The organism is Cupriavidus sp. FW216-B1 (assembly GCF_058789195.1).
In genome coordinates, this window is the sequence record NZ_JBYTEL010000002.1 from 527,214 (window position 1) to 550,870 (window position 23,657).

Here is a 23,657-nt window from a genome sequence, read left to right on the forward strand (position 1 = left end):
TCATTGACGCGAAAGCCGGATTTTTTTAGCATCAGGCAAATTTTTAGCGTCACGATTTGAGAACTTAATGAAAATTGGTCGATTACTGGCGGTATTTGCGTGTGCCACGCTGCTAGCAGCGTGCGCCAGCACGCCAACGCCGCCTGAAGCCGCCGACGGCGGCACCGCGACCGCCTCCGCAACCAGACCGGCTGTCTCGAAGCCCGATCCGCTCAACTCGATCAACAGCGCTTCCGTCATCAACGTCGACAGCGACAGCCTCGACTGGCTGCGCGGCCCGTCGAACGACATCTGGGGCCGCATCCGCCGCGGCTTCGCCATGCCCGACCTGGAAGGCACGCTGGTCGACGACCGCACGCAGTGGTACGCGCAGCGGCCGGACTACATGGAGCGGATGGTGGGGCGCTCGAGCCGCTACCTGTATCACATCGTCGAGGAGCTGGAGCGGCGCAAGATGCCCACCGAGCTGGCGCTGCTGCCGTTCGTGGAGAGCGCGTTCAACCCGCAGGCCGAGTCCACCGCCAAGGCCGCCGGCATGTGGCAGTTCATCCCGAGCACCGGCAAGACCTACAACCTCAAGCAGAACATGTTCCGCGACGAGCGGCGCGACGTGCTGGCCTCCACCGACGCCGCGCTCGACTACCTTGCCCGGCTGTACGACATGTTCGGCGACTGGCAACTGGCGCTGGCCGCCTACAACTGGGGCGAGGGCGCGGTCTCGCGCGCCATCGCGCGCAACCAGGCGCGCGGGCTGCCGACCGACTACGCCAGCCTGAGCATGCCCAACGAGACGCGCTACTACGTGCCCAAGCTGCAGGCGGTCAAGAACATCATCGCCAACCCGCAGTCGTACGGGGTCAAGCTGCCGGACATCCCGGACCACCCGTACTTCGTCACGGTGACGACCTCGCGCGACATCGACGTCACGCTGGCGGCCAAGCTGGCCAACCTGCCGCTCGACGAGTTCAAGGCGCTCAACCCGTCGTTCAACCGGCCGGTGATCCTGGGCGCGGCCAACCCGCAGATCCTGCTGCCCTTCGACAACGCCGAGCGCTTCCAGTACAACCTCAACACCTACCGGGGCGGGCTGTCGAGCTGGACCGCGGTGACGGTGGACAACCGCGAGCGCATCGAGTCGCTGGCGGCGCGGCTGAACATCGACGCCGACACCATCCGCGACATCAACCGCATTCCCAAGGGCATGCGGCTCAAGGCCGGCTCCACGGTGGTGGTGCCGCGCTCGGGCGAGCACAACCAGGACATCAGCGCCACGCTGGCCGAGAGCGCCATGATGGCGGTGGAGCCGGACGTGCCGGACGCGCGCCGCATCGTGGTGCGCGCCGGGCGGCGCGACACGGTGGCCACGGTGGCGCGCCGCTATGGCGTGTCGGCGGGCCAGGTGCAGTCCTGGAACAAGCTGTCCGGCACCAAGCTGGTGGCGGGGCAGAGCCTGGTGGTGATGGTGCCGGCGGCGAGCCGCTTCGCCAGCGCGCCGGCGCTGCCGTCGACCGCGTCGGCGCTGGTGCCGGTGCGCGCGGTCGAGCCGGTGCGCGCGTCGGCGTCCGGCAAGGGCGGCCGCGGCGCGCGCCAGCGCGTGGAGGTGCAGGCGGTGCCGCGCAAGGGCGCGGCCGTGGCGGCCAAGGCGCCGGCGCGGGCATCGTCCGCCAAGGCCGCGCCGGCGGTGGCAGCGGTGGCGACGACCAAGGGCGCCGCCGCCAAGCCCGCCGCCCGGACGGCGGGCCCGGCCAAGGCCTCGGGCAAGGCGCACACGCGCTGAGGGCGCGGGCCTGGCCCGCACCGGGTTTGCGCTATATCAAGGGCGTGCCGCGCAGGCACGCCCTTTTTGTTTGCCGCGCGGCGGCCGGTAAGTCTTGCGTAAGGCGGCATGGCCAGACTGCAAGCGCCGCCGGTGGTGGCAAACTAGTGCTTTGCATCGCGAATTCGTCGATCGAGCCCGCCGGCAAGACATCACACAACCCGCGACAAAGCGGAGGAGACAAGCCATGACGGCAACCCGTGCCTTTCACGCCCGGTCGCTGAGCGATCCCGCCGGTTTCTGGGCCGAACAGGCCCGCCGCATCGAATGGGAGACCCCGTTCGACACCGTGCTGGACGACAGCCGCGCGCCATTCACCCGCTGGTTCGTGGGCGGGCGCACCAATCTCTGCCACAACGCCGTGGACCGCCACCTGGCGGAGCGCGCGGCCCAGCCGGCGCTGATCTACGTGTCCACCGAGACCGGCGAGCACCGCAGCTACAGCTACGCGGAGCTGCACGACGAGGTCAACCGCATGGCGGCGATCCTGCAGCAGATGGGCGTGGTCAAGGGCGACCGCGTGCTGATCTACATGCCGATGATTCCCGAGGCCGCGTTCGCCATGCTGGCCTGCGTGCGCATCGGCGCGATCCATTCGGTGGTGTTCGGCGGCTTCGCCTCGGTCAGCCTGGCCGCGCGCATCGACGACGCGCGGCCGCGCGTGGTCATCAGCGCCGATGCCGGCTCGCGCGCGGGCAAGGTGGTGCCCTACAAGCCGCTGCTGGACGCGGCGCTGGAGCTGGCCGCGCACAAGCCCGAGCGCGTGCTGCTGGTGGACCGCCAGCTGGCGCCGATGACGCTGGCCGCGGGCCGCGACGAGGACTACGCCGCCTGGCGCGAACGCGTGGGCGCGGCGCGGGTGCCGTGCACGTGGCTGGAATCGAACGAGCCGTCCTATGTGCTCTATACCTCCGGCACCACCGGCAAGCCCAAGGGCGTGCAGCGCGATACCGGCGGCTACGCCGTGGCGCTGGCCGCGTCGATGGAATACATCTTCTGCGGCAAAGCCGGCGACACCATGTTTTCCAGCTCGGACATCGGCTGGGTGGTCGGGCACAGCTACATCATCTACGGCCCGCTGCTGGCCGGCATGACCACGCTGATGTACGAGGGCACGCCGGTGCGCCCGGACGGCGGCATCCTGTGGCAACTGGTGGAGCAGTACCGCGTGAACCTGATGTTCAGCGCGCCCACCGCCATCCGCGTGCTCAAGAAGCAGGACCCGGCCTGGCTCACGCGCTACGACCTGTCCAGCCTGCGGCTGCTGTTCCTGGCCGGCGAGCCGCTCGACGAGCCCACCGCGAGCTGGATCCAGCAGGGCATCGGCAAGCCGGTGGTGGACAACTACTGGCAGACCGAGACCGGCTGGCCGATCATCGCCATCCAGCGCGGCGTCGAGCCGCTGCCGCCCAAGCTGGGCTCGCCGGGCGTGCCGGTGTACGGCTACGGCCTGAAGATCGTCGACGAGAACACCGGCGCCGAATGCCCGCCCGGGCAGAAGGGCGTGGTGGCCATCGACGGCCCGCTGCCGCCGGGCTGCATGACCACCGTGTGGGGCGACGACGAGCGCTTCGTCAAGACCTACTGGACCGGCGTGCCGGGGCGCCGCTGCTATTCCACGTTCGACTGGGGCGTGCAGGACGAGGACGGCTACATCTTCATCCTCGGGCGCACCGACGACGTCATCAACGTGGCCGGCCACCGGCTCGGCACGCGCGAGATCGAGGAGAGCATTTCCTCGCACGCGGCGGTGGCCGAGGTGGCGGTGGTGGGCGTGCACGACGCGCTCAAGGGCCAGGTGGCGATGGCCTTCGTGATCGCGCGCGACGCCAGCCGCACGGCCACCCAGGCCGACCGCCTGGCCTTCGAGGGCGACCTGATGAAGACCGTGGACCAGCAGCTTGGCGCGGTGGCGCGCCCGGCGCGGGTGTTCTTCGTGGGCGCGCTGCCCAAGACCCGCTCCGGCAAGCTGCTGCGGCGCGCCATGCAGGCCGTGGCCGAGGGGCGCGACGCGGGCGACCTCACCACCATCGAGGACCCGAGCGCGCTGGCGCAGTTGCAGGCGGCGATGCAGGGCTGAGGCGGACGGAAGGGCTGGCCGGGGCGGGGCGGCGAATGCCGCGCCCCGGCCGGAGATGACGGCGGCGCCGCTGCGCCGCCGCAGAGATTGTGCTTGCCAGGCGCCGGCATGCGGGCTAATATTTTAGGCATAAAATATTTAGGCATGATCTAGATGCGCGGTCGCGCATCGCATGTGCCGAGTTCGCCGGCCGGCGGCATTCCCGGGCCGGCACGCAGGAGACGGAAGATGCGAGTGCTGTGTATCGGCGGCGGCCCGGCGGGGCTGTATTTCGGCCTGCTGACCAAGCTGCGGGACCCAGCCAGCGAAGTCTGGGTGGTCGAGCGCAACCGCCCCTACGATACCTTCGGCTGGGGCGTGGTGTTCTCCGACGCCACGCTGGACAACCTGCGGCAGGCCGATCCGGTCAGCGCGCGCGAGATCGACGCGGCGTTCAATCACTGGGACGACATCGACGTCCACATCGGCGGGCGCACCATCCGCTCCGGCGGGCACGGCTTCATCGGCATCGGCCGCAAGCGCCTGCTCAACATCCTGCAGGCGCGCTGCGAGGCGCTCGGCGTGCATCTCGTGTTCGAGACCGACGCGGCCGACGACCAGGCGCTCGCGCAGCAGTACCGGGCCGACCTCGTGATCGCCTCGGACGGCATCAACAGCCGCGTGCGCACGCGCTATGCCGACACCTTCCGGCCCGACATCGACACGCGCCGCTGCCGCTTCGTCTGGCTCGGCACGCACAAGCTGTTCGACGCCTTCACCTTCGCCTTCGAGAAGACCGGGCACGGCTGGTTCCAGGCCCACGCCTACCGCTTCGACGACAGCACCTCCACCTTCATCGTGGAGGCGCCGGAGCCGGTGTGGCGCGCCGCGGGCATCGAGCAGATGAGCCAGGAAGAAGGCGTGGCCTTCTGTGAGCGCCTGTTCGCGCGCCATCTCGACGGCCACCGCCTGATCAGCAACGCCACCCACCTGCGCGGCTCGGCCAGCTGGATCCGCTTCCCGCGCGTGATCTGCCAGACCTGGGTGCACTGGAACACGCTGGCCGACGGCCGCCGCGTGCCGGTGGTGCTGATGGGCGATGCCGCGCACACCGCGCATTTCTCGATCGGCTCGGGCACCAAGCTGGCGCTGGAAGACGCCATCGAGCTGGCCGACAACATCCGCGCCGCTGGCGATGCGGGCGATGTCGGCGCCGCCGCGCTGCCGCGGGCGCTGGAGCGCTACCAGGCCAGCCGCAGCGTGGAGGTGCTCAAGATCCAGAACGCCGCGCGCAATTCCACCGAGTGGTTCGAGAACGTCGAGCGCTACGCCGGCATGGCCCCGGAGCAGTTCGCCTACTCGCTGCTGACGCGCTCACAGCGCATCTCGCACGAGAACCTGCGCGTGCGCGACGCGGCCTACGTGGCAGGCTTCGAGCGCTGGCTGGCCGGGCAGGCCGCGGCGCATGCCGGCGGCGCCGCGCCTGCAGTGCCCGCCGCGCATCCCGTGCCGCCGATGTTCACGCCGTTCCGCGTGCGCGGCGTGACGCTGAAGAACCGCGTGGTGGTGTCGCCGATGGCGATGTACTCGTGCGTGGACGGCGTGCCGGGCGATTTCCACCTGGCGCATCTCGGCGCGCGCGCGCTCGGCGGCGCGGCGATGGTGGTGGCGGAGATGACCTGCACTTCCCCGGACGCGCGCATCACGCCGGGCTGCCCGGGCTTGTGGAACGACACCCAGCGCGACGCCTGGCGCCGCGTCGTGGACCTGGTGCACGCCAGCAGCGACGCGCGCATCGCCATGCAGCTCGGCCACGCCGGGCGCAAGGGCTCGACCCAGCTCGGCTGGGAGCAGATGGACTATCCGCTTGCCGGCGGCAACTGGCCGCTGCTGTCGGCTTCGCCGCTGCCCTACCTGCCCGGCGTCTCGCAGGTGCCGCGCGAGATGACGCGCGCCGACATGGACCGCGTGCGCGACGATTTCACCGCCGCCGCGCGGCGCGCCGCCGAAGCCGGCTTCGACTGGCTGGAGCTGCACTGCGCGCACGGCTACCTGCTGTCGAGCTTCATCTCGCCGCTGACCAACCGGCGCGCCGACGAATACGGCGGCACGCTGGCCGCGCGGCTGCGCTATCCGCTCGAGGTGTTCGCCGCGGTGCGCGCCGCGTGGCCGCAGGACAAGCCGATGTCGGTGCGCATCTCGGCGCACGACTGGGTCGAGGGCGGCATCACGCCCGACGACGCGGTCGGGATCGCGCGCGCGTTCAAGGCTGCCGGCGCCGACATGATCGACTGCTCGTCCGGCCAGGTCAGCCCGGACCAGGCGCCGGTGTACGGCCGCATGTACCAGACGCCGTTCGCCGACCGCATCCGCAACGAGGCCGGCATCGCCACCATTGCCGTGGGCGCGATCTTCGAGGCCGACCACGTCGACAGCATCATCGCCGCCGGGCGCGCCGACCTGTGCGCGATCGCGCGCCCGCACCTGGCGGACCCGGCCTGGACCCTCCACGAGGCGGCGCGCATCGGCCACCGCGAGCTGGCGTGGCCGAAGCAATACCAGGCCGGCAAGCGCCAGTTCGAAACCAATCTGGAGCGCGCCGCGCAGATGGCGCAACAGCAGGCGGCGCAGGCGGCGCGGGCGATACAAGCGGCGGCGCGGCATGCGCGGCAAGCGGAGGAACGTTGAACATGGCGGCACAACTTGCATTGCAGGGCCGGCACGCGCTGGTCACCGGCGGCGGCCGCGGCATCGGCGCGGCGATCGCGCGGCGGCTGCTCGCGCACGGCGCCAGCGTCACGCTGCTCGGGCGCGACGCCGCCACGCTGGCCGCCACCGCCGACGCGCTGGCCGACGCGGTGGTGCCGCCGGCCACGCTCGGCACGGTGAGCGCGGACGTCGCCAGCGCCGACAGCGTGGCGGCGGCCTTCGCCGCGGCGGCCGCGCGCGCGGGGCGCATCGACATCCTCGTCAACAACGCCGGGCAGGCGCGCAGCGCGCCGTTCCTGAAGACCGATCTGGCGTTGTGGCAGGGCATGCTCGAAGTCAACCTGACCGGCACCTTCCTGTGCACGCAGGCGGCGCTGCCCGGCATGCTGGAAAACGGCTGGGGCCGCATCGTCAACGTGGCCAGCACCGCCGGGCTGGCCGGCTACGGCTACGTCAGCGCCTACTGCGCGGCCAAGCACGGCGTGATCGGGCTCACGCGCGCGCTGGCGCTGGAGACCGCGCGCGGCGGCGTGACCGTCAACGCGGTCTGCCCCGGCTACACCGAGACCGACATCGTGCGCGACGCGGTGGCCAACATCGTGCGCAAGACCGGCCGCGGCGAAGCCGAGGCGCGCGCCGAGCTGGCGAAGGGCAACCCGCAGGGCCGGCTGGTCCAGCCCGAGGAAGTGGCCGACGCGGTGGCGTGGCTGTGCCAGCCGACTGCCGGCGCCATCACCGGGCAGGCGGTGCCGGTGGCCGGCGGCGAAGTCATGGCCGGCTAGCCGCGCGCGCCGGGACACGACCCACGCAATCCAACGAACACCCGCAAGCGAGAGAGACGAGATGAGCGAAATCGCACTGGACATGCGCCACCACAAGCGCAGCTTCGCCGGCTACCAGCCCAGGCACTTCCTGTGGTCGGTCTCGGCCGACGGCAAGGTCGGCACCGTGACGCTGAACCGCCCCGAGCGCAAGAACCCGCTGACCTTCGATTCCTACGCCGAGCTGCGCGACCTGTTCCGCGGCCTGTGCCATGCCAGCGACATCAAGGCCGTGGTCGTCACCGGCGCCGGCGGCAATTTCTGCTCGGGCGGCGACGTGCACGAGATCATCGGCCCGCTCACGCGCATGACCATGCCCGAACTGCTCGACTTCACGCGCATGACCGGCGACCTGATCAAGGCCATGCGCGCGTGCCCGCAGCCGGTCATCAGCGCCGTCGACGGCATCTGCGCCGGCGCCGGCGCGATGATGGCGCTGGCCTCCGACATGCGGCTGGGCACGGCGCAGGCCAGGACCGCCTTCCTGTTCGTGCGCGTGGGCCTGGCCGGCGCCGACATGGGCGCGTGCTCGCTGCTGCCGCGCGTGATCGGCCAGGGCCGCGCCGGCGAGCTGCTCTACACCGGCCGCGCGATGAGCGCGGAAGAGGGCCTGCAATGGGGCTTCTTCAACGCGCTGCACGCGCCCGGCACGCTGCTGGCCGACGCGCAGGCGCTGGCCGCGCAGATCGCCGCCGGTCCCACGTTCGCGCACGGCGTGACCAAGAAGCTGCTGCACCAGGAATGGAACATGGGCCTGGACGAAGCCATCGAGGCCGAGGCCGAGGCGCAGGCCATCTGCATGCAGACGCGCGACTTCCGCCGCGCCTACGACGCCTTCGTGGCCAAGGCGCGCCCGGTGTTCGAAGGCGACTGAATCTTGCGCGCAACGCCGAACCAGAGGAAATCCCACGCCATGTCCGACAAGAGTTATCTCTCGCTGCCGTTCTTCGACGACGCGCACCGCGCGCTGGAGCAGCGCCTCGACGCCTGGGCCGCGGCCTCGCTCGCGGTCGACCACCGCGACACCGACGCCGCCTGCCGCGCGCTGGTGCGCCAGCTCGGCGCGGCCGGCTGGCTGCGCTATTGCGTGCCGGCCGCCTACGGCGGCGCGCTCGACAAGCTGGATTCGCGCTCGCTGTGCCTGCTGCGCGAGACGCTGGCCCGCCACGACGGCCTGGCCGACTTCGCCTTCGCCATGCAGGGGCTGGGCAGCGGCGCGATCTCGCTGGCCGGCAGCGAGGCCGTGCGCGAGCGCTACCTGCCGCGCGTGGCGCGCGGCGAGGCCATCGCCGCGTTCGCGCTGTCCGAGCCCGATGCCGGCTCCGACGTGGCGGCCATGCAGTGCCGCGCCGCGCGCGACGGCGACGACTACGTGCTCGACGGCGCCAAGACCTGGATCTCCAACGGCGGCATCGCCGATTTCTACTGCGTGTTCGCGCGCACCGGCGAGGCGCCCGGCGCACGCGGCATCTCGGCCTTCGTGGTCGACGCCGACACGCCCGGGCTGACGATTGCCGAGCGCATCGACGTGATGGCGCCGCACCCGCTGGCCACGCTGCGCTTCGACCGCTGCCGCGTGCCGGCCGGCGCGCGCCTGGGCGAGGTGGGGCAGGGCTTCAAGGTGGCGATGATGACGCTGGACATCTTCCGCGCCTCGGTGGCCGCCGCGGCGCTCGGCTTCGGCCGCGCCGCGCTGGACGAGGCGCTCGCGCGCGCCAGCACGCGGCCGATGTTCGGCGGCGTGCTGGCCGACCTGCAACTGACGCAGGCCGCGCTCGGCGACATGGCCACCGCGATCGACTCGGCGGCGCTGCTGACCTACCGCGCGGCGTGGCTGCGCGACGTGGCCGGCGTGCGCACCACGCGCGAGGCGGCGATGGCCAAGATGGTGGCCACCGAGAACGCGCAGCAGGTGATCGACCGCGCCGTGCAGATGTTCGGCGGGCTCGGCGTCAAGGTCGGCACGCGCGTGGAAAGCCTGTACCGCGAGATCCGCTCGCTGCGCATCTACGAAGGCGCCACCGAGGTGCAGAAGCTCATCATCGCGCGCGAGACGCTGGCGCAGCAGCGCGGCTAGCGCGGCGGACAGCGCGGCAAGACCCTTACCAGCATCATCAGAATGAAGGAAGCGGAGACAATCATGGCTAGCACAGCCCACCTCGATACCTTTGCGCGCGACCGGCTGCCGCCCCCGGAGCAGTGGCCCGAGCTGCTGTTCAACGAAGACACGCAATATCCGCCGCGCTTGAACTGCGCGCTGGAGCTGGTCGAGCGCCACGTGCGCGAGGGGCGTGGCGCGCGCGTGGCGATCCGCTACGAGCAGGACGGCGCGCGGCACGCGGTCACCTACGCGGAGCTGGCCGCGCTGTCCAACCGCATCGCCCACGTGCTGACCAGCGACATGAAGCTGGTGCCCGGCAACCGCGTGCTGCTGCGCGGGCCCAACAACCTGATGATGGCGGCGAGCTGGCTGGCGGTGGTCAAGGCCGGCCTGATCGCGGTGCCGACCATGCCGCTGCTGCGCGCCAAGGAACTCAAGCAGGTCATCGACCGCGCCCAGGTCGGCGCGGCGCTGTGCGACGCGCGCCTGCGCGACGAGCTCGACGCCAACCTCGCGCCCGGCGGCGCGCAGCACTGCCCGGGCCTCGCGCAGGTGCGCTACTTCAACGGCAGCGGCGCCGACGCGCTGGAGGCGGCCATCGCCGGCAAGCCGGACGCCTACGCGGCCTGCGACACCGCCGCCGACGACATCTGCCTGATCGCCTTCACCAGCGGCACCACGGGCCAGCCCAAGGGCACCGTGCATTTCCACCGCGACGTGATCGCCATGTGCGACCTGTTCCCGCGCCACGTGCTCAAGCCGGGCCCGGACGACATCTTCTGCGGCACGCCGCCGCTGGCCTTCACCTTCGGCCTGGGCGGCATGCTGTGCTTCCCGCTGCGCGCGGGCGCCTCCACCGTGCTGGCCGAGCGGCTCACGCCGGAGAGTCTGCTGGCGCTGATCCAGTCGTGGCGCGCCACCATCGTCTTCACCGCGCCGACCTTCTACCGCCAGATGGCGGCGCTGGCGCCGGGCTACGACATCGCCAGCCTGAAGAAGAGCGTGTCGGCCGGCGAGGCGCTGCCCGACGCCACGCGCCAGAGCTGGAAGGCCGCCACCGGCATCGAGATGACCGACGGCATCGGCGGCACCGAGATGATGCACATCTTCATCTCCAGCGCCGGCGCGGACGTGCGGCCCGGCGCGATCGGCAAGGTGGTGCCGGGCTACGTGGCGCGCATCGTCGACGAGGCCATGCAGCCGGTGCCGCCGGGCACGGTCGGCAGACTCGCGGTGCGCGGGCCCACCGGCTGCCGCTACCTGGACGACCCGCGCCAGGCGGCCTACGTGAAGGACGGCTGGAACCTGCCCGGCGACACCTTCATGGCGGATGCCGACGGCTATTACTTCTACCAGGCGCGCTCGGACGACATGATCGTCTCGGCGGGCTACAACATCGCCGGCCCCGAGGTGGAGAGCGTGCTGATGCGCCACGCGGCGGTGGCCGAATGCGGCGTGGTCGGCATGGCCGACGCCGAGCGCGGGCAGGTGGTGGCGGCCTACGTGGTGCTGCGCCCCGGCGTGCCGGCGGGCGAGGACACGCGCGCGGCGCTGCAGGCCTACGTCAAGGCGGAGATCGCGCCGTACAAGTATCCGCGCCGCGTGATCTTCGTCGACGCGCTGCCGCGCACCGAGACCGGCAAGCTGCAGCGCTTCCGCCTGCGGCAGATGGCCGAGCAGCAGGCGGCGGCGGACGGCGGGGCGGGGCAGCCGTGAGCGAGGTCTTCGCCGGCACGCGGCGCGTGCGCTTCAAGGATTGCGATGCCGCCGGCATCGTGTTCTTCCCGCGCTACTTCGAGATGCTCAACGACCTCGTCGAGGACTGGTTCCGCGAGGCGCTGGGCTGGCCCTTCGGCGAGATGCACGGCGCCGGCGGGGCCGGCGTGCCGACCGCGGCGCTGTCGTGCCGCTTCATGGCGCCGAGCCGGCTCGGCGAGGTGCTCACGCGCGAGCTGCGCGTGACGCATCTCGGGCGCAGCAGTTTTTCGCTGCTGGTGCGCTTTCGCGGGCCGGCCGGCGACGCGCGGCTGGAGATCGCGCAGCGGCTGGTGTGCGTCGATGCCGGCAGGCTGGCGCCGCGCGCGCTGCCGCCCGCGGTGCACGCGGCGATGGCGCGCTTCCTGGCGCCGCCGGGCGAGGCCGGCGGTATGCCTGCCGACGGCCCGCGCGGCGAGGACGGCGGCTGAGCGCCGCGCCAGCCCGGGCTGCATCGGGACGCATCGGGCTGTACGGGGCCGCATCGGAAAACATGGAATTCAACATCACAAGAACGACGGGGAAACCGATCATGAAGATTCTGCAACCACCAGACTGGGCGCTGCCGCGCGGCTATGCCAACGGCGTGATGACGGAGATGCGCGTGGGCAGCCGGCTGCTGTTCGTCGGCGGCCAGATCGGCTGGAACGGCAGGTGCGAGTTCGAGACCGACGATTTCGCGGAACAGGCCGGGCAGGCGCTGCGCAACGTGGTGGCGGTGCTGGCCGAGGGCGGGGCGCGCCCGGAGCACATCGTGCGCATGACCTGGTATGTGAAGGACAAGGCGGCCTACGTGGGCGCCTACCGCGCCATCGGCGAGCATTACCGCGCCACCATCGGCCGCCATTTCCCGGCCATGACGGCGGTGGAGGTGTCCGACCTCGTGGAAGCGCGCGCCAAGGTGGAGATCGAGGTGACGGCAGTGGTGCCGCCGGCATGAACCCCGCGCCGCACGCCGCGGCGTGCGGCCGCAGGCCGGGTGGCCCGCACGCCGCCGTGCGGTCCGCAAGTCCTTGATAACTTGAGAAAATGGGCGCGGCAGGGTATAATCCGAAAGTTTCGCTTTCAGAACCCCTCACCCTAGCGCCTACCGAATTCCACCTTCCGCCGCCCCCATTTCGCCCTGGCTCCGCCCCATGTTTTCGTGTGGCGTTTCGAGCGCCTGGCGAACGGTCCGGGCAACAGGCGGCGCCTCCGGCGCCATGCCTGCTGCCAAGCCGGACAACGGGGCAAGAGGCGTTGAGCAGGTCGGTCACGGGGTGAATCCAGCAGGAGCCTACCCGTGTTACCGTCTTTTCCGTCCGCCATTCTCGCGCTTGCAGACGGCACGGTCTTTCGTGGCTATTCCATCGGCGCTTCCGGTCATACGATTGGCGAAGTGGTGTTCAACACCGCCATCACCGGATACCAGGAAATCCTTACCGACCCGAGCTATTCGCGGCAGATCGTCACGCTGACGTATCCGCATATCGGCAATTACGGCGTCAACGGTGAGGATGTCGAGGCAACGAAAGTCCATGCCGCCGGCCTGATCATCAAGGATCTGCCGATTCTGGCCTCCAGCTTCCGCAAGGAGCACACGCTCGCGCACTACCTCAAGCAGGAAAAGGTGGTGGCGATCGCCGGCATCGATACCCGCAAGCTGACCCGCATCCTGCGCGAGAAGGGTGCCCAGAACGGCTGCATCCTGGCCGGCGAGGACAATGTGCAGAAGGCCATCGACCTGGCCCGCTCGTTCCCCGGCCTGGCCGGCATGGACCTGGCCAAGGTGGTGTCGGCCAGGGAGCCGTACGAATGGACCCAGTCCGAGTGGAAGCTCGGCGCCGGCTACGGCAAGCAGGAGCAGCCGCAGTTCCACGTGGTCGCCTATGACTACGGCGTCAAGTTCAACATCCTGCGCATGCTGGCCCAGCGCGGCTGCAAGGTGACGGTGCTGCCGGCCCAGGCCAGCGCGGCCGACGCGCTGGCGCTCAACCCGGACGGCATCTTCCTGTCCAACGGCCCGGGCGACCCGGAGCCGTGCGACTACGCCATCGCCGCCACGCGCGAGTTCATCGCGCGCGGCATTCCCACGTTCGGCATCTGCCTGGGCCACCAGATCATGGCCCTGGCCGTGGGCGCGAAGACGCTCAAGATGAAGTTCGGCCACCACGGCGCCAACCACCCGGTCAAGGACCTGGACGACGGCCGCGTGGTGATCACCTCGCAGAACCACGGCTTCGCCGTGGATGCCGCCACGCTGCCGGCCAACGTGCGCACCACGCACGTGTCGCTGTTCGACGGCTCGCTGCAGGGCTTCGCGCTGACCGACAAGCCGGCGTTCTGCTTCCAGGGCCACCCGGAAGCCTCGCCCGGCCCGCACGACGTGGCTTACCTGTTCGACCGCTTCACCAAGATGATGGCGGACGCGCGCAAGTAAGCGCGGCGCAACGGACCGGCAACGAAGCAGAACCGAAGAAGAAACGAAGACAGCAAGACCCAGGAACCAGCAGGAACCCCCCATGAACGCCTTCATGCACGCCACGCTCGGCATCACCGATTTCTGGACCTATGTGCTCGGCACGATCTTCATCGTGCTGCTGCCGGGGCCGAACTCGATGTACGTGCTGTCGGTCGCCGCCCAGCGCGGCGTGCGCGCGGGCTACAAGGGCGCCTGCGGGGTGTTCCTGGGCGACGCGGTCCTGATGGTGCTGTCGGCGGCGGGCGTGGCCTCGCTGCTACAGGCCAGCCCGGCGCTGTTCTACGTGGTGAAGTACATCGGCGCGGCCTACCTGGGCTGGATCGGCCTGCAGATGCTGCGCGGCGCGCTGCGCAGCTGGTCGCAGCGCGGCGCCGAGGCCGGGCGCGAGGCGCCCGCGGCCGCGCCGGCGGACCGCGCCAACCCGTTCCGCAAGGCGCTGGTGGTGAGCCTGCTCAATCCCAAGGCGATCCTGTTCTTCATCTCCTTCTTCATCCAGTTCGTCGATCCGCAGTTCGGCCATCCGGCGCTGTCGTTCGCGGTGCTGGGGCTGGTGTGCCAGGTGTTCAGCTTCGCCTACCTCACCTCGATCATCTTCGCCGGCGCCAGGCTGGCGGAGATGTTCCGCCGCCGCCGGCGCCTGTCGGCGGGCATGGCCAGCGGGGTGGGCGCCATGTTCATCGGCTTCGGCGCGAAGCTGGCCACGGCCACCCTGAACTGAATCGAATCCTGATATCCGGCGCGGCCCGCGCGAGCGCGCGGCCGGCCAACAAAGAGAGCGTGCAATGCCAAAGCGCACAGACATTAAGAGCATCCTGATCATCGGCGCCGGCCCCATCATCATCGGGCAGGCGTGCGAGTTCGACTATTCCGGCGCCCAGGCCTGCAAGGCGCTGCGCGAGGAAGGCTTCAAGGTCATCCTGGTCAACTCCAATCCGGCCACGATCATGACCGACCCCAACACGGCCGACGTGACCTACATCGAGCCGATCACCTGGGAAGTGGTCGAACGCATCATCGAGAAGGAGCGCCCCGACGCCATCCTGCCGACGATGGGCGGCCAAACCGCGCTGAACTGCGCGCTGGACCTGCACCGCCACGGCGTGCTGGACAAGTACAAGGTGGAGCTGATCGGCGCGTCGCCCGAGGCCATCGACAAGGCCGAGGACCGCCAGAAGTTCAAGGAAGCGATGACCAAGATCGGCCTGGGCTCGGCCAAGTCCGGCATCGCCCACTCGATGGAAGAAGCGCTGGCCGTGCAGTCGCAGATCGCCAGGGAAACCAGCACCGGCGGCTACCCGATCGTGATCCGCCCGTCCTTCACGCTGGGCGGCTCGGGCGGCGGCATCGCCTACAACCGCGAGGAATTCGAGGAAATCTGCAAGCGCGGCCTGGACCTGTCGCCCACGCGCGAGCTGCTGATCGAGGAATCGCTGCTGGGCTGGAAGGAATATGAGATGGAAGTGGTCCGCGACAAGGCGGACAACTGCATCATCATCTGCTCGATCGAGAACCTGGACCCGATGGGCATCCATACCGGCGACTCGATCACCGTGGCCCCGGCGCAGACCCTGACCGACAAGGAATACCAGATCCTGCGCAATGCCTCGCTGGCGGTGCTGCGCGAGATCGGCGTGGACACCGGCGGCTCCAACGTGCAGTTCTCGATCAACCCGGCCGACGGCCGCATGATCGTGATCGAGATGAACCCGCGCGTGTCGCGCTCGTCGGCGCTGGCCTCCAAGGCCACCGGCTTCCCGATCGCCAAGGTCGCGGCCAAGCTGGCGGTCGGCTACACGCTCGACGAGCTCAAGAACGAGATCACCGGCGGCCAGACCCCGGCCTCGTTCGAACCGTCGATCGACTACGTGGTCACCAAGGTGCCGCGCTTCGCCTTCGAGAAATTCCCGCAGGCCGACAGCCACCTGACCACCCAGATGAAGTCGGTGGGCGAGGTGATGGCGATGGGCCGCACCTTCCAGGAATCGTTCCAGAAGGCGCTGCGCGGCCTGGAAGTCGGCGTGGACGGCCTGGACGACAAGTCCACCGACCGCGACGAGATCGTCGAGGAAATCGGCGAAGCCGGCCCGGACCGCATCTGGTACGTGGGCGATGCCTTCCGCATCGGCATGTCGCTCGAGGAAGTGCACGCCGAGACCGACATCGACCCGTGGTTCCTGGCCCAGATCGAGGACATCGTCAAGACCGAGACCCTGGTCAAGGCGCGCAAGCTCGACAGCCTGTCGGCGGCCGAGCTGCGCCACCTGAAGCAGAAGGGCTTCTCCGACCGCCGCCTGGCCAAGCTGCTCGGCGCCAAGCCGGCCGAGGTGCGCGCCGCGCGCCACGCCGCCGGCGTGCGCCCGGTCTACAAGCGCGTGGACACCTGCGCGGCCGAGTTCGCCACCAACACCGCCTACATGTACGGCACGTACGAAGCCGAGCATGGCGAGTGCGAGGCGCAGCCGACCGCCAACAAGAAGATCATGGTGCTGGGCGGCGGCCCGAACCGGATCGGCCAGGGCATCGAGTTCGACTACTGCTGCGTGCACGCCGCGCTGGCGCTGCGCGAGGACGGGTACGAGACCATCATGGTCAACTGCAACCCGGAAACCGTGTCGACCGACTACGACACCTCGGACCGCCTGTACTTCGAGCCGCTGACGCTCGAAGACGTGCTGGAGATCGTCGACAAGGAAAAGCCGGTCGGCGTGATCGTGCAGTACGGCGGCCAGACCCCGCTGAAGCTGGCGCTGGACCTGGAAGCCAACGGCGTGCCCATCATCGGCACCAGCCCCGACATGATCGACGCCGCCGAGGACCGCGAGCGCTTCCAGAAGCTGCTGCAGGAACTCGGCCTGCGCCAGCCGCCCAACCGCACCGCGCGCGCCGAGGACGAGGCGCTGCGCCTGGCCGAGGAAATCGGCTACCCGCTGGTGGTGCGCCCGTCCTACGTGCTGGGCGGCCGCGCGATGGAAATCGTGCATGAGCCGCGCGACCTCGAGCGCTACATGCGCGAGGCCGTGAAGGTGTCGCACGACTCCCCGGTGCTGCTGGACCGCTTCCTCAACGACGCCATCGAGTGCGACGTCGACGCCCTGTGCGACGGCCAGCGCGTGTTCATCGGCGGCGTGATGGAGCACATCGAGCAGGCCGGCGTGCACTCGGGCGACTCCGCCTGCTCGCTGCCGCCGTACTCGCTGGCCCAGGCCACCGTGGACGAGCTCAAGCGCCAGACCGCGGCGATGGCCCGCGCCCTGAACGTGATCGGCCTGATGAACGTGCAGTTCGCCATCCAGCACACCGACGGCCAGGACGTGGTCTACGTGCTGGAAGTGAACCCGCGCGCCTCGCGCACGGTGCCTTACGTGTCCAAGGCCACCGGCCTGTCGCTGGCCAAGATCGCCGCGCGCTGCATGGCCGGCCAGTCGCTGGACTCGCAGGGCATCCACGACGAAGTGGTGCCGCCGTACTTCAGCGTCAAGGAAGCGGTGTTCCCGTTCAACAAGTTCCCGGGCGTGGACCCGGTGCTCGGACCCGAGATGCGCTCCACCGGCGAGGTGATGGGCGTGGGCAAGACCTTCGGCGAGGCGCTCTTCAAGAGCCAGCTCGCCGCCGGCTCGCGCTTGCCGGAGAAGGGCACGGTGCTGCTGACCGTGAAGGACAGCGACAAGCCGCACGCCGTCAGCGTGGCCCGCATGCTGCACGAGATGGGCTACCCGCTGGTGGCCACGCGCGGCACCGCCTCGGCGATCGAGGCCGCCGGCATTCCGGTGCGCGTGGTCAACAAGGTCAAGGACGGCCGCCCGCACATCGTCGACATGATCAAGAACGGCGAGCTGGCACTGGTGTTCACCACCGTGGACGAGACCCGCACCGCCATCGCCGACTCGCGCTCGATCCGCATCTCGGCGCTGGCCAACCGGGTGCCGTACTACACCACCATCGCCGGCGCGCGCGCCGCGGTGGAAGGCCTCAAGCACCTGCAGAGCCTGGAGGTCTACGACCTGCAGGGCCTGCACGCCTCGCTGGCCTGAGCGCCGCGGGGCCCGGCCTTGCCGGGCCCCCGGGCCGCCCGCAGTTGCTGCGGGCGGCAGTCTTGGCCTAAACTACGGCAATCTGGTCGGTCAGGGCCGACGACCCAATCTGAGAACAACCTGAAAAGCCGCGGTTGAGCGGAAGTGCCCGGGCACGTTGCCGGTGCATGGTTCCCGCTCCGCTGCGGCTCATTTTTTTGCAGAACGAAAGACATGAGCACGATTCCGATTACCAAGCGCGGCGCAGAGTTGCTGAAAGAAGAGCTGCAGCGCCTGAAGGCGGTCGAGCGTCCCGCCGTGATCAATGCCATTTCCGAAGCGCGCGCGCAGGGTGATCTCTCGGAAAACGCCGAGTACGACGCCGCCAAGGAAAAGCAGGCCTTCATCGAAGGCCGCATCCTGGAAGTGGAATCCAAGCTGTCGGCCGCGCAGGTCATCGACCCGAGCCAGCTCGACACCGACGGCCGCATCGTGTTCGGCGCCACCGTGGACCTGGAAGACCTGGAATCCGGCAAGCCGGTGTGCTACCAGATCGTCGGCGACGACGAGGCCGACCTCGACAGCGGCAAGATCTCGGTCAGTTCGCCCATCGCGCGCGCGCTGATCGGCAAGTTCGAGGGCGACGTGGCAACCGTGCTGGCCCCCGGCGGCGAGCGCGAATACGAAGTCATCACGGTTCGCTACATCTGAACGATCAACGAGGCTTCGTGTTCTCCTCTTCCTATTCCAGCCTGCCGCCCCCGCCGCATCGGATCTTTCTCCTGCTGACCGTGGTCTGGGCCGGCAGCCTGTGGACGGTGGGCTACATGGTGGCCCCGACGCTGTTCGCCGTGCTGCCCAGCCGGGAAACCGCCGGCCTGATCGCCGGCCAGCTGTTCCGCACCGAAGCCATTCTCGGCATCGTGGTGGGCGTGCTGCAGCTGGCGCTGTGCAACCTGATGATCCGCCGCGGCGCGGGCCGCTACCGCGGCCTGCGCTGGCTGGTGCTGGCCATGCTGGTGTGCGTGCTGGCCGGCTATTTCGGCATCCAGCCGTTCATGGAAGACCTCAAGGACAAGGCGTCCGCGCTCGGCGTGGGCGTGTCGGAGTCGCCCTACAAGGGCCAGTTCGGCATGCTGCACGGCGTGTCGAGCGTGATCTACCTGGTGCAGAGCCTGCTGGCCCTGGTCATGGTGTGGCGCGCAGCGGCGCCACGTTCGGCGGGCGAATAAGAAGTCGTTTCAAGAAGATCCTGGCGTCGTTGCGCGGCACGGCAAGTACCAGCTGTACTGTCTGCGGCCGCGCTTGGCCAGGACCGCTTCGCTTCATGTTGAAACAACTTCTAAGCCCGAATAAGGCACATGGCCCGAAGCGCGGCCCTGGCCGCGCCGGGCAGCGCCTCAGTCGAGCGCCTTCTTCTTCTGGCTGGACGGACGCGGACGCGCGCGCTTGACGTTGCCGCCGGCGGTCACGCGCTCGTTGCCGAGCACCGTCACCTGCGAGCGCTTCGGGCGGCGGTTGGGCGCCGCGCTGGGCTTGCGCACCGTCACGGTGCGCGGGGCGGCGCCGCCACGCGGCGCCAGCCGGCCCAGTTCCTGGGGACGGTTTTCCTTGAGGACGGCCGGACCCGGGCGCCATACCACCAGCAGCTTGCCGATGTGCTGGATCGGGGCCGCGTCGAGATCCTCGCAGATGGCTTCGTAGATGGCGATGCGGTTCTCGCGGTCGTCGCCGAACACACGGATCTTGATCAGGTCGTGCGAGGCCAGGCTGCGGTCGATTTCCGCCAGCACCGGGCGCGTCAGGCCGTCGGCGCCGATCATCACGACCGGGTTGAGGCCGTGGGCGCGGGAGCGGAGTTCGGAGCGCTGGGCTGGAATAAGTTGAAGAGCGGGCATAGATAAAGCGCAGGCGAGGGCGCAAATGGGCGCGGGTTAGTGCAAACGGGCGCGCAGCTCGGTGCGCAAACCAGGCACCGAAGTGCCGAAAAACGAATCGGCGCGTATTATCCGTCAAACTGGCACCGTCGGGCTGCAAAAACAGCAAAACGAATGAAAAACGCGCGGCCGCTCCCGGACCGGGGCGGCGCGGCAAATGGTTTCCGGGGCGGGTGCCCCGCGCAGGCATCAGGCGAGTTTCAGGCAGGTATCAGGCAGGTTTCACAGGCAAATGGCCAAGAACAAATTCAATCAGTCGTGGCTGCACGACCATATCAACGATCCGTATGTGAAGCTGGCGCAGCGCGAGGGCTACCGTGCCCGCGCCGCGTACAAGCTCAAGGAGATCGACGAGCAGGACAAGCTGATCCGTCCCGGCCAGGTCATCGTCGACCTCGGCGCCGCGCCGGGCAGCTGGAGCCAGTACGCGCGCAACAAGCTGGCGGCGTCGCCGCGCGCCAAGGACGGCGGCATCGACGGCGCGGTGGTGGCGATCGACATCCTGCCGATGGAAGCCGTCGCCGACGTCACTTTCATCCAGGGCGACTTCCGCGAGGAGCCGGTTTTCCGCCAGCTCGAGGAAATCGTGCTGGCCGCCTCCGGCGGCGCGAAGATCGACCTTGTTTTGTCGGATATGGCCCCCAATCTGTCCGGGGTGGCCTTCGCGGACGCGGCGCGCATCGATTACCTGTGCGACCTGGCGCTGGAATTTGCGCAGGCCCATTTGAAGCCGGAGGGCTCATTGCTGGTAAAGTGCTTCCATGGCAGCGGTTATAGCCAGATCGTGGAGAAGTTCAAGCGCCAGTTCAAGGTGGTCGCCAAACGCAAGCCCAAGGCGTCGCGCGACAAGTCTTCCGAGACCTTCATTCTTGGGCGTTACCTCAAGTCGGTGGGGTGAGATGGGCCGGCGGGACGGGCCTATCGCATCGATGAATTTGCTTTTCCCCCCGGCACCGGGCACTGCATTACAATGCAGCTATCCCGTTGGCAAGGCGTTCGTAAAGGAGTTTGGCCTTGAATAACAACCTGTTTCAAAAGGCGGCAATCTGGCTCGTGATCGCGCTGGTGTTGTTTACCGTCTTCAAGCAGTTCGACAAGCCCCGCACGCAGGAGGGCGTCACCTATTCGCAGTTCATGGATGACGCCAAGAACGGCAAGGTGGGCCGGGTTGACGTGCAAGGCCGCAATCTGGTGGTGACGCCCAAGGAAGGGCAGAAGTACACCATCATCTCGCCGGGCGACATCTGGATGGTCGGCGACCTGATGAAGTACGGCGTCCAGGTGACCGGCAAGGCCGACGACGAACCCAACGTGCTGGTCCAGGCCCTGTACTACCTCGGGCCGACCCTGCTGATCATCGTGTTCTGGTTCTACATGATGCGGCAGATGCAGGGCGGCGGCAAAGGCGGCGCCTTCTCGTTCGGCAAGTCGCGCGCGCGCCTGATCGACGAGAACCAGAACGCGGTCACGTTCCAGGACGTCGCCGGGTGCGACGAATCCAAGGAAGAAGTGGTCGAGCTGGTCGACTTCCTCAAGGATCCGCAGAAATTCCAGAAGCTGGGCGGGCGCATCCCGCGCGGCGTGCTGCTGGTCGGCCCCCCGGGCACCGGCAAGACGCTGCTGGCGCGCGCCATCGCCGGCGAGGCCAAGGTGCCGTTCTTCAGCATCTCCGGCTCGGACTTCGTTGAAATGTTCGTCGGCGTGGGCGCGGCCCGCGTGCGCGACATGTTCGAGAACGCCAAGAAGCAGGCGCCCTGCATCGTGTTCATCGACGAAATCGACGCGGTCGGCCGCCATCGCGGCGCCGGCATGGGCGGGGGCAACGACGAGCGCGAGCAGACCCTGAACCAGATGCTGGTCGAGATGGACGGCTTCGAGGCCAACTCGGGCGTGATCGTGATCGCCGCGACCAACCGCTCCGACGTGCTGGACAAGGCGCTGCTGCGTCCGGGCCGCTTCGACCGCCAGGTCTACGTGGGCCTGCCGGACATCCGCGGCCGCGAGCAGATCCTCAAGGTCCACATGCGCAAGGTGCCGATCGGCAACGACGTCGACGCTTCGGTGATCGCGCGCGGCACGCCCGGCTTCTCGGGCGCCGACCTGGCCAACCTGGTCAATGAAGCAGCGCTGTTCGCCGCCCGCCGCAGCAAGCGCGTGGTCGACATGCAGGACTTCGAGGACGCCAAGGACAAGATCTACATGGGTCCGGAGCGCAAGTCCACGGTCATGCGCGAGGAAGAACGCCGCGCCACCGCGTACCACGAGTCCGGCCATGCGGTCGTGGCCAAGCTGCTGCCCAAGGCCGACCCGGTGCACAAGGTCACGATCATGCCGCGCGGCTGGGCGCTGGGCGTGACCTGGCAGCTGCCGGAGCATGACAAGTACTCGAAGTACAAGGACAACATGCTCGACGAGATTGCCATCCTGTTCGGCGGCCGCGCGGCGGAAGAGGTTTTCCTCAACGCCATGAGCACCGGTGCTTCCAACGACTTCGAGCGCGCCACCAAGACCGCGCGCGACATGGTGACCCGCTTCGGCATGAGCGACACGCTCGGCACGATGGTCTACGTCGATACCGAGCAGGACGGCATGTTCGGCAAGATGTCCTCGAAGACCGTGTCGGAAGCCACGCAGCAGAAGGTCGACGCGGAAATCCGCCGCATTGTCGACGAGCAATATGGCCTGGCCAAGCGCCTGCTCGAGGAAAACCGCGACAAGGTCGAGGCCATGACGACCGCGCTCATGGAATGGGAAACCATCGACGCCGACCAGGTCAACGACATCATGGCGGGCAAGCCGCCGCGGCCGCCGCGCGGCGCGTCCGGCCAGAACGGTGGTGGCAACACCCCGTCGGGCGGCTCGCCGGTGGCGCCCGCCACCGCGCCCGCCGCGGCCTGAACGGCCGGCTCGGCGGCAGCGGCCGCAGTCGTTTGCCTGCCCGTCCACCGAGCCTGAAGCCGGCGCCCCGTGCGCCGGCTTTTTCATTGCCGCCGCCCGGGCGCGGCCTGCTCCGCGGTCTATTCCACGGCCTATTCTGTGGCCTATTCCGCAGCCTGCCTCGCGGCCCGTCCCGGTTTCCTGCACTTTCCCGGTTTTCCCATGTTGTCCCCGATCTCCGCTGACTCGCATTTCCAGTGCGGCCGCTTCCGCTTCGCACGCAACCGCCGCCCGCTGGTGATGGGCATCCTCAACGTCACGCCCGACTCGTTCTCCGACGGTGGCCAGCATGCCGGGCGCGATGCCGCGCTGCGCCATGCCGAGCGCATGATCGCCGAGGGCGTCGACATCATCGACATCGGCGGCGAGTCCAGCCGGCCGGGCTCGGCGGCGCTGCCGCTGGAGCAGGAACTGGCGCGCGTGCTGCCGGTGGTGGAGGCGCTGCGCGACTGCGGCCGGCCCCTGTCGATCGACACCTACAAGCCCGAGGTCATGCGGGCCGCGCTGGCCGCCGGCGCCGACCTGATCAACGACATCTGGGGCTTTCGCATGCCCGGCGCGGTCGCGGCCGTGAGCGAGGCGGCGGCGGGGCAGGCCGGCCTGTGCGTCATGCACATGCAGCGCGACCCGCAGACCATGCAGGAAGACCCGCGCTACGGCGACGTGGTGCGCGAGGTGGCCGGCTTCCTCGGCGAACGGGTGGACGCGCTGCGCGCCGCCGGCGTCGACGAGGCCCGCATCACCCTCGATCCGGGCTTTGGCTTTGGCAAGACGCCGGATCATAATCTGCAGTTGCTGGCCCGCCTGCCGCAACTCGCGGTAGCGGGGCTGCCGCTGCTGGTAGGCTTGTCGCGCAAGTCGACGCTGGGCGCCATCCTCGGCGGCCGGCCGCCACAGCAGCGCGTGGCCGCCAGCCTGGCCGCGGCGGTCTGCGCGGCGGAACGCGGCGCGTACATCGTGCGGGTGCACGACGTGGAGCAGACCGTGGACGCCATCAAGACGTGGTGGGCCATCCGGCAGGAATCGATCACAGGGGACGCGGGCTAGCATC

Annotated in this window: 18 protein-coding genes; 17 read left to right on the top strand and 1 reads right to left on the bottom strand. The window is 69.3% G+C overall.

Annotation, left to right across the window (positions count from 1 at the left end; translation table 11 throughout):
- Nucleotides 1–67 precede the first annotated feature (67 nt).
- The 14 genes from AC3WXD_RS09465 (at nucleotide 68) to AC3WXD_RS09530 (ending at nucleotide 18,964) form a co-directional block, all read left to right on the top strand.
- Nucleotides 68–1,777 carry a transglycosylase SLT domain-containing protein gene (locus AC3WXD_RS09465; RefSeq protein WP_492323574.1) on the top strand — a complete coding sequence of 570 codons (1,710 nt, stop codon included), beginning with the start codon at nucleotides 68–70 and terminating at the stop codon, nucleotides 1,775–1,777.
- A gap of 190 nt (nucleotides 1,778–1,967) precedes the next feature.
- Complete coding sequence (locus AC3WXD_RS09470; RefSeq protein WP_269432173.1) at nucleotides 1,968–3,896, top strand: propionate--CoA ligase; 1,929 nt, start codon at nucleotides 1,968–1,970, stop codon at nucleotides 3,894–3,896.
- Between the two features lie 228 nt (nucleotides 3,897–4,124).
- Nucleotides 4,125–6,563 (top strand): bifunctional salicylyl-CoA 5-hydroxylase/oxidoreductase, encoded by a 2,439-nt coding sequence (locus AC3WXD_RS09475; protein ID WP_492323575.1) that lies wholly within the window; start codon nucleotides 4,125–4,127, stop codon nucleotides 6,561–6,563.
- A 2-nt stretch (nucleotides 6,564–6,565) separates the two neighbouring features.
- Entirely contained in the window at nucleotides 6,566–7,366 is an 801-nt protein-coding gene (locus AC3WXD_RS09480; RefSeq protein WP_043366525.1) for an SDR family NAD(P)-dependent oxidoreductase, read from the top strand.
- 61 nt (nucleotides 7,367–7,427) lie between these two features.
- A complete protein-coding gene (locus AC3WXD_RS09485; RefSeq protein WP_020202873.1) occupies nucleotides 7,428–8,279 on the top strand; it encodes an enoyl-CoA hydratase family protein in 852 nt (283 codons plus the stop codon).
- Nucleotides 8,280–8,318: 39 nt separating this feature from the next.
- Nucleotides 8,319–9,482, top strand: coding sequence for an acyl-CoA dehydrogenase family protein (locus AC3WXD_RS09490; RefSeq protein WP_492323576.1), 1,164 nt, complete (start codon nucleotides 8,319–8,321; stop codon nucleotides 9,480–9,482).
- 63 nt (nucleotides 9,483–9,545) lie between these two features.
- Nucleotides 9,546–11,222 (top strand): AMP-binding protein, encoded by a 1,677-nt coding sequence (locus AC3WXD_RS09495; protein WP_492323577.1) that lies wholly within the window; start codon nucleotides 9,546–9,548, stop codon nucleotides 11,220–11,222.
- On the top strand, nucleotides 11,219–11,692 hold the full coding sequence (locus AC3WXD_RS09500) for an acyl-CoA thioesterase (protein WP_454731776.1): 474 nt from the start codon (nucleotides 11,219–11,221) through the stop codon (nucleotides 11,690–11,692). Before AC3WXD_RS09495 ends, AC3WXD_RS09500 begins: the two co-directional genes overlap by 4 nt.
- A 101-nt stretch (nucleotides 11,693–11,793) precedes the next feature.
- Nucleotides 11,794–12,201: a RidA family protein gene (locus tag AC3WXD_RS09505; protein WP_492323578.1), complete on the top strand. Its 408-nt coding sequence runs from the start codon at nucleotides 11,794–11,796 to the stop codon at nucleotides 12,199–12,201.
- A gap of 342 nt (nucleotides 12,202–12,543) precedes the next feature.
- Nucleotides 12,544–13,680, top strand: coding sequence for a glutamine-hydrolyzing carbamoyl-phosphate synthase small subunit (gene carA / locus AC3WXD_RS09510; RefSeq protein ID WP_029043581.1), 1,137 nt, complete (start codon nucleotides 12,544–12,546; stop codon nucleotides 13,678–13,680).
- Between the two features lie 82 nt (nucleotides 13,681–13,762).
- Nucleotides 13,763–14,440: a leucine efflux protein LeuE gene (gene leuE / locus AC3WXD_RS09515; RefSeq protein ID WP_020202879.1), complete on the top strand. Its 678-nt coding sequence runs from the start codon at nucleotides 13,763–13,765 to the stop codon at nucleotides 14,438–14,440.
- A 64-nt stretch (nucleotides 14,441–14,504) separates the two neighbouring features.
- On the top strand, nucleotides 14,505–17,753 hold the full coding sequence (gene carB / locus AC3WXD_RS09520) for a carbamoyl-phosphate synthase large subunit (protein ID WP_492323579.1): 3,249 nt from the start codon (nucleotides 14,505–14,507) through the stop codon (nucleotides 17,751–17,753).
- A 213-nt stretch (nucleotides 17,754–17,966) separates the two neighbouring features.
- On the top strand, nucleotides 17,967–18,443 hold the full coding sequence (gene greA / locus AC3WXD_RS09525; RefSeq protein ID WP_020202881.1) for a transcription elongation factor GreA: 477 nt from the start codon (nucleotides 17,967–17,969) through the stop codon (nucleotides 18,441–18,443).
- A 17-nt stretch (nucleotides 18,444–18,460) separates the two neighbouring features.
- Entirely contained in the window at nucleotides 18,461–18,964 is a 504-nt protein-coding gene (locus AC3WXD_RS09530) for a DUF4149 domain-containing protein (protein WP_492323580.1), read from the top strand.
- Nucleotides 18,965–19,132: 168 nt separating this feature from the next.
- Here the strand turns inward: AC3WXD_RS09530 and AC3WXD_RS09535 are convergent, their stop codons facing one another.
- A complete protein-coding gene (locus AC3WXD_RS09535; protein ID WP_029043582.1) occupies nucleotides 19,133–19,630 on the bottom strand; it encodes a YhbY family RNA-binding protein in 498 nt (165 codons plus the stop codon).
- Between the two features lie 271 nt (nucleotides 19,631–19,901).
- Here AC3WXD_RS09535 and AC3WXD_RS09540 point away from each other — a divergent pair, with 271 nt between their 5' ends.
- From AC3WXD_RS09540 to folP, 3 genes are all read left to right on the top strand, one after another.
- On the top strand, nucleotides 19,902–20,567 hold the full coding sequence (locus AC3WXD_RS09540; protein WP_020202884.1) for an RlmE family RNA methyltransferase: 666 nt from the start codon (nucleotides 19,902–19,904) through the stop codon (nucleotides 20,565–20,567).
- A 116-nt stretch (nucleotides 20,568–20,683) separates the two neighbouring features.
- Nucleotides 20,684–22,567 (top strand): ATP-dependent zinc metalloprotease FtsH, encoded by a 1,884-nt coding sequence (ftsH, locus tag AC3WXD_RS09545; RefSeq protein WP_020202885.1) that lies wholly within the window; start codon nucleotides 20,684–20,686, stop codon nucleotides 22,565–22,567.
- Between the two features lie 201 nt (nucleotides 22,568–22,768).
- Nucleotides 22,769–23,653 carry a dihydropteroate synthase gene (gene folP / locus AC3WXD_RS09550; RefSeq protein WP_059413326.1) on the top strand — a complete coding sequence of 295 codons (885 nt, stop codon included), beginning with the start codon at nucleotides 22,769–22,771 and terminating at the stop codon, nucleotides 23,651–23,653.
- Nucleotides 23,654–23,657 lie beyond the last annotated feature (4 nt).